General features: G+C 70.5%; 7 protein-coding genes. 3 read left to right on the forward strand and 4 right to left on the reverse strand.

Annotated features, from left to right (window positions below):
• Together A5692_RS16570 and A5692_RS16575 are read right to left on the reverse strand one after the other, a co-directional pair.
• Positions 1-426 (reverse strand): bifunctional adenosylcobinamide kinase/adenosylcobinamide-phosphate guanylyltransferase (locus tag A5692_RS16570; RefSeq protein WP_068057769.1); only part of this gene is annotated, 426 nt, incomplete at its 3' end.
• A gap of 15 nt (positions 427-441) precedes the next feature.
• Complete coding sequence (locus A5692_RS16575) at positions 442-1,122, reverse strand: DUF3043 domain-containing protein (protein WP_068057759.1); 681 nt, start codon at positions 1,120-1,122, stop codon at positions 442-444.
• Between the two features lie 191 nt (positions 1,123-1,313).
• Here A5692_RS16575 and A5692_RS16580 point away from each other — a divergent pair, with 191 nt between their 5' ends.
• Both A5692_RS16580 and A5692_RS16585 read left to right on the forward strand, forming a co-directional pair.
• Complete coding sequence (locus tag A5692_RS16580; RefSeq protein ID WP_068057771.1) at positions 1,314-2,393, forward strand: glycerate kinase; 1,080 nt, start codon at positions 1,314-1,316, stop codon at positions 2,391-2,393.
• Between the two features lie 100 nt (positions 2,394-2,493).
• Positions 2,494-2,850, forward strand: a complete 357-nt coding sequence (locus A5692_RS16585; RefSeq protein WP_068057761.1) for an iron-sulfur cluster assembly accessory protein — start codon at positions 2,494-2,496, stop codon at positions 2,848-2,850.
• Positions 2,851-2,883: 33 nt separating this feature from the next.
• Here A5692_RS16585 and A5692_RS16590 read toward each other — a convergent pair whose 3' ends face one another.
• Positions 2,884-3,537 (reverse strand): hypothetical protein, encoded by a 654-nt coding sequence (locus A5692_RS16590; protein ID WP_068057763.1) that lies wholly within the window; start codon positions 3,535-3,537, stop codon positions 2,884-2,886.
• A 197-nt stretch (positions 3,538-3,734) separates the two neighbouring features.
• Between A5692_RS16590 and A5692_RS16595 the strand changes: the two genes are divergently transcribed.
• A complete protein-coding gene (locus A5692_RS16595) occupies positions 3,735-4,709 on the forward strand; it encodes a carbohydrate kinase family protein (RefSeq protein ID WP_068057765.1) in 975 nt (324 codons plus the stop codon).
• A 19-nt stretch (positions 4,710-4,728) separates the two neighbouring features.
• On the opposite strand, the gene A5692_RS16600 is transcribed toward A5692_RS16595, so the two are convergent.
• Positions 4,729-6,068, reverse strand: a 1,340-nt coding sequence (locus A5692_RS16600) for an asparagine synthetase B (protein WP_068057767.1), incomplete at its 5' end; no start/stop codon positions are given.

Here is a 6,068-nt window from a genome sequence, read left to right on the forward strand (position 1 = left end):
GGTGGCCGGGACGACGGTCAGCCCGACCTCCGGGCTGACCAGCACCAACGTGGAATGAAAGGCGCCGACGGCGGCGAGCGTGGATTCGATCGTGTCGCGGACCGCGGCCGGCACCGGCCCGCCGTCCCACCCATCGTGGCGGTCCAGCATGCCGGTCAACCAGGCGCCGAGGTCGTCGACGAGCGTCGGGGTGTGCGGGGACCCGCGCAATTGGCGCGCGATGTCGTCGGTTTCGACCGTCGACCAATGCCCCGGCCGGCGGTCGCGGTGCTCGGCGACCCGGTCCGCCCAGGCCGCGTCACCCGTCCCGGTCGGCCCGGGGGCCAGGTAACACACCGGCTGCCCGGCCGGCAGCGCCCCTGCGATGGCGTCCTCCGCCCACCGGGATTTGCCCGATCGGATCCCGCCGAGCACCAGCGTGCGCACCGCGCTCAGGCGGGCCTACTTGACATCGGCGCCGCGCTTGACCTGGGGCCGCGGCGTGCGCAGCCGGCGCATCTGCGACGCCCGGCTGGCGGCGTAAAGGCTCAGCTTCCAACGGCTTTCGGTGTTGTCCGGGAACTTGGCGTCCACCAGCCTGCTCACCTTGCGGCCCAGCAGCAGCCCGTCGACCAGCATCACGGCCATCAGCAGCAGCATCGCCGGGGAGACGTACAGCTGCAGCTGCGGGGTGGTGAACATGGCGAACATCAGGAACAGGGTCGCCGGCATGAACAGGCCCAGCAGGTTGCGCCGCGCATCCACCACGTCGCGCACGTAGCGCCGGACCGGGCCCTGGTCCCGCGGCAGCAGGTAGGCCTCGTCGCCGGCCATCATGCGTTCCCGGCGATTCGCCATCCGGGCGCGGTTGGCGGACCGGTCGGCCTTGCGCTCCTCGCGGCTGAGCTTGGGGCCGGCCAGCGATTTGCGGCGGGCCCGCGCCTCCGACGCGGTCATCGGTGCGGGCGCGACCGGCCCCTTGCGCGGCGTGCGCCGCGCTTCGTTGCGCTTGGGCGTCGGGCGGCCCTTGGGGCTCGTGCCGCGCGATCCCCGAGAGGTCGTCTCGGGGGCGCCGGCGGCATCGAGCGCGGCCGCGCCGTCGTCAAGATCGTCTTGGCCCTTCTTACGGCCCATCAGCTTCACAGAGGCCAGGTTACTTCGCGGCTGGCCCGTCTCGGAATTGGCTTGGAATGCCCTGCTATTAGACCTGCGTCAGCGCCTCACTTGGCCCTACTCTTACACGTGATGAATGGCTGCCTGTGATGGACGACGGGTCGATGGCATCGGACGATGCCGGCTTTGGCCTCGCTCCCGGCCGTCTGCAGCTGCCCGCCATGCTCGTCCTGGTGGCTCCGGATTGTTATGGCGACAGCATGTCGGCCGTGGAGGCCGCCGCGGCGATCGCGACCGGGTGGACCCGGTGCCGCCCGGGCGACCGCTTCATCGTCGCCCCGCAGTCCGACGGCGGTCCCGGCTTCGTCGAGGTGCTCGCCAGCCGGCTGGGGAGCAAGACGCGGCGCCTGCGGGTGTCCGGGCCGCTGTCCACCATGGTCGAGGCGGAGTGGCTGTTCGACCCCGCCACGACCACCGCCTACCTGGAATGCGCGCAGGCGTGTGGCCTGGCCCTGCTGGGCGGCCCGCCCACCCCGGAGACCGCGATGGCGGCCCACAGCAGGGGAGTGGGACAGCTGATCGCCGAGGCGATGCGGGCCGGCGCGACGCGGATCGTGGTCGGGCTCGGCGGCAGCGCGTGCACCGACGGCGGGCAGGGCATGATCGCCGAGCTCGGCGGCCTGGATTCCGCCCGTCGGCAGCTGGCCAACGTGGAGCTCATCGCCGCCTCCGACACCGAATACCCGCTGCTCGGGCCCTGGGGGGCCGCCCGGGTGTTCGGGCCGCAGAAGGGCGCGGACACGGTCACGGTCGCGGCGCTGGAGGTCCGGCTGCAGGCGTGGGCGCTCATCCTGGAAGCGGTGGCCGGGCGTGACGTCAGCGCCGAACCGGGCGCGGCGGCCGCCGGTGGGCTGGGCGCCGGGCTGCTGGCGCTCGGCGGCCGGTGCGAGTCGGGCGCGGCGATCATCGCCCATCACACCCGCCTGGAGGACGATCTGGACATTGCGGAGCTCATCGTCACCGGGGAAGGGCGCTTCGACGAACAGTCGCTGCACGGCAAGGTGGTGGGTTTTCTGGCGGACGCGGCCCGGCCGCGGGGAGTGCCGGTGATCGTGCTGGCCGGCCAGGTCGACCTGGACAACGCCACGGTGCGCTCGGCGGGCATCATGGCCGCCCTGTCCATCGCCGATCACGCCGGATCGGTGCGGCTGGCGCAGGCCGACGCGGCCAATCAGCTCATGGGATTGGCGTCGGTGGTGGCGGCGCGACTCGGGAATAGCGGTCCTGCAAGGTACCGTTGATCCAGTGGGCTTTTTCCGGGCGGATCGGGCCGCCTAACGCGAGAACGGCGGGCTCGAACCTGAACGAAGCCACCCAACGATGAGGCATGTAGGAGAAGCAATGACGGTGCAAAACGAGTCGAACGCCAAGACGCACGGCGTGATCCTGACCGAGGCCGCCGCCACCAAGGCGAAGTCCCTGCTCGACCAGGAGGGGCGGGATGACCTGGCGCTGCGTATCGCGGTCCAACCGGGCGGCTGCGCGGGCCTGCGCTACAACCTCTTCTTCGACGACCGGACGCTCGACGGCGACCTGACCGTCGACTTCGGCGGCGTGACGCTGACGGTGGACCGGATGAGCGCGCCCTACGTGGAAGGCGCGTCCATCGATTTCGTCGACACCATCGAGAAGCAGGGCTTCACGATCGACAACCCCAACGCCACCGGTTCGTGCGCCTGCGGCGACTCGTTCAACTGACCGGGTAAGCCCAAGCCCGCGCGCCCGGCGCGCTCAGTACGAGCCGCCGGTGCGCAGCACGTACGAACACACCATGATCTGGCCCCGCTGAAAGAGCAGCTGGGCGATGCCCTGCAGGTCGCCCCGTAGCGGGCCGCCTGCCGCGGGGGACGCCCGCATGGTGAACAGCGCCTGGGCCTGGTACTGCGACAGGTAGACGATCTTGTCGATCGAGGTCACCTCGACCTGGGAGAACTGTTTCCGGAACGCGTCGCTGCTCAGCTTGGCCAGGGCCTGGTCGGACCGTTTGTCGCGGACGCCGTCGTACATGCCGCACAGCGCGTTGCGTTCGATCTCCTCGATGTCGCGGTGGTCGAGGGCGTCCAGGTACCCCTGGATGGCCGTCTTGGCGGCCCCCTCGGAGAACGTCGCGCCGGTGTTGGCCCCGTTGGTGCGCACGCCGTAGACGATCGCCACGGTCAGGGCCGCCACCAGCGCGGCGGCCAGCAGAACGCCGATGACCAGCCGCCGCTTGGACCGTCGCTGCGGGTAGGGCATCGGCGGGGGCTGCCCGGCATAATTGGCGGGTGCGGCGTCGCCGGCGCGGGGGTCGTCGGAGAAGTCGAGCGGCCGGGCTCCGGCCGGGCGTTCGGGTCCGCTGGGTCCGCTGCCGCCGACGGTGTGGTTCGGCGAGTGCGGACCTGCCATCGTGGTCTCCTACGGTGGTAGACGGGACTTGCAGACGGGCTGGGTGCGGGATACCCCGACCGAGCATCGCGGTCCCGGCGACTTGAGCGAGTTCCCTAGGGAGGCTAGCGCACCGCCTGGCGCCGACCGTGCACACAGCGACGGTCCGGAGGCGTGCGTAAGCTAGATAACCTTACTAACGAAGGGCGGAGACATTCGTGACGATCGCGGTGACAGGTTCGATTGCGACCGACAATTTGATGCGGTTCCCGGGCAAGTTTTCCGAGCATCTGCTGGCTGAGCACTTGCAGAAGGTGTCGCTCAGTTTTCTGGTCGACGACCTGGTGATTCACCGCGGCGGCGTGGCCGGCAACATCGCCTACGCCATCGGCGTGCTGGGCGGCGACGTGGCGCTGGTGGGCGCGGCCGGCGACGACTTCGACGACTACCGGCAGTGGCTGCAGTCGCATGGCGTCAACTGCGACAACGTGCTGATCTCGAAGACCGCGCACACCGCGCGGTTCACCTGCACCACCGACCTCGACATGGCCCAGATCGCCTCGTTCTACCCGGGCGCCATGTCGGAGGCCCGCGACATCAAGCTCGCCGACGTGGTCGCGTCCATCGGCGAGCCGGAATTGGTCATCGTCGGGGCCAACGACCCGGAGGCGATGGTGGTGCACACCGAGGAGTGCCGCAAGCTGGGCCTGCCCTTCGCCGCCGACCCGTCCCAGCAGCTGCCCCGCCTGTCCGGTGACGAGATCGAGAAGCTCGTCGCCGGCGCGGCCTACCTGTTCACCAACGACTACGAGTGGGAGCTGCTGCTCAACAAGACCGGCTGGTCGGAGGCCGACGTGCAGGGCAAGGTCGGCCTGCGGGTGACCACGCTGGGCCCCAAGGGCGTGGACATCGTCGAGCCCGACGGAACGACCACCCATGTGGGCGTGGTGCCCGAAACCAGCCAGACGGACCCCACCGGCGTCGGCGACGCGTTCCGCGCCGGTTTCCTCACCGGCCGCAGCGCCGGCCTGAGCCTGGAGCGCTCGGCGCAGCTGGGCTCGCTGGTCGCCGTGCTGGTCCTGGAGTCGACGGGAACCCAGAACTGGGACTGGGACCGCGAGACCGCGGTGAGCCGGTTGGCCGGCGCGTACGGCGACGAGGCGGCCGACGAGATCGCCGCGGTGCTCGCCTGAGCCTGGCGAGCAGAAACCGTCAGAGCTGCACGGGGTAGTGCGGCTCGCTGATCTGCGGCACGACGCTGCGCTCGACGAAGATCGCGTGCCAGAGCATGAAGATGAGCAGCGTCCACAGCCGGCGGCTGTGGTCGCCGGCGCCGTTGCGGTGCTCGTCGAGCATCCGCCGGACGGCGCCCAGGTCGACGAGGTGACCGGCCTGTGAGGACGCCACCAGCCCGTAGGCCCAGTCCAGCAGCTCGCCCGCACGCAACCAGTGCCGGATGGGCACCGGGAACCCGAGCTTGGGCCGGTGCAGCACGTGCGCGGGAACGATCGGCTCCAGGGCCCGGCGCAGCGCGTACTTGGTGGTGGTGCGGGTGATCTTGGCGTCGACGGGCAGTCGCGAGGCGACGGCGAAGACCTCCGGATCCAGGAACGGCACCCGCAGCTCCAGCGAGTTGGCCATCGTCATCTTGTCCGCCTTGACCAGGATGTCGCCGCGCAGCCAGGTGAACAGGTCGATGTGCTGCATGCGGGCCACCGGGTCCCAGCCGGCCGACTGCGCGTACACCGAGGCGGTGACGTCGGTGTGGGTCCATTCGGGCCGGAAGCCGGGCAGCACGTCGCGCAGCTGGGCGTCGGAGAAGCTGCGCGCGTTGCCGTAGTAGCGCTCCTCGAGCGTCATCGAGCCGCGGTGCAGCAGGCTCTTGCCGCGCATCCCCTCCGGCAGCGGCTTGGACACCTTGCCCATCGACCGCCGCAGCGGCCGCGGCAAGTAGTCGAATGGTTTGAGCGACAACGGTTCCCGGTAGATCGTGTAGCCGCCGAACAGCTCGTCGGCGCCCTCCCCGGAGAGCACCACCTTGACGTGTTTGCGGGCCTCGCGGGCGACGAAGAAGAGGGGCACCAGCGCGGGGTCGGCCACCGGCTCGTCGAGGTACCAGACGATTTCGGGCAGGGCGGCCACGAACTCGTCGGGGTGGACCACCTTGGCGATGTGTCGGGCGCCGATCGCCTCCGCCGAGGCCACCGCGACGTCGATCTCGGAGAAGCCCTCCCGCTCGAAGCCGGTGGTGAAGGTGATCAGCTTGGGGTTGTGCCGGATGGCCAGCGCCGCGATGGCGGTGGAGTCGATGCCCCCGGACAGGAACGCCCCGACGGTGACGTCGGCGCGCATGTGCTTGGCCACCGAGTCCTCGAGCACCGCGGTGATCTCGTCGTAGCGGGCCTGCTCGTTGTCGCGGGTGATCGGCGTAACCGCGAAGCGCGGCACGAAGTAGCGGGTGATCTCCGGCTGCCGCCCGGGCCGGATCCGCGCGTAGCAGCCCGATTCCAGCCGGCGCACCCCGCGGTGCAGCGTCTCGGGCTCGGGCACGT

This window comes from Mycobacterium sp. E342, assembly GCF_001667665.1.
GTDB lineage: Bacteria > Actinomycetota > Actinomycetes > Mycobacteriales > Mycobacteriaceae > Mycobacterium.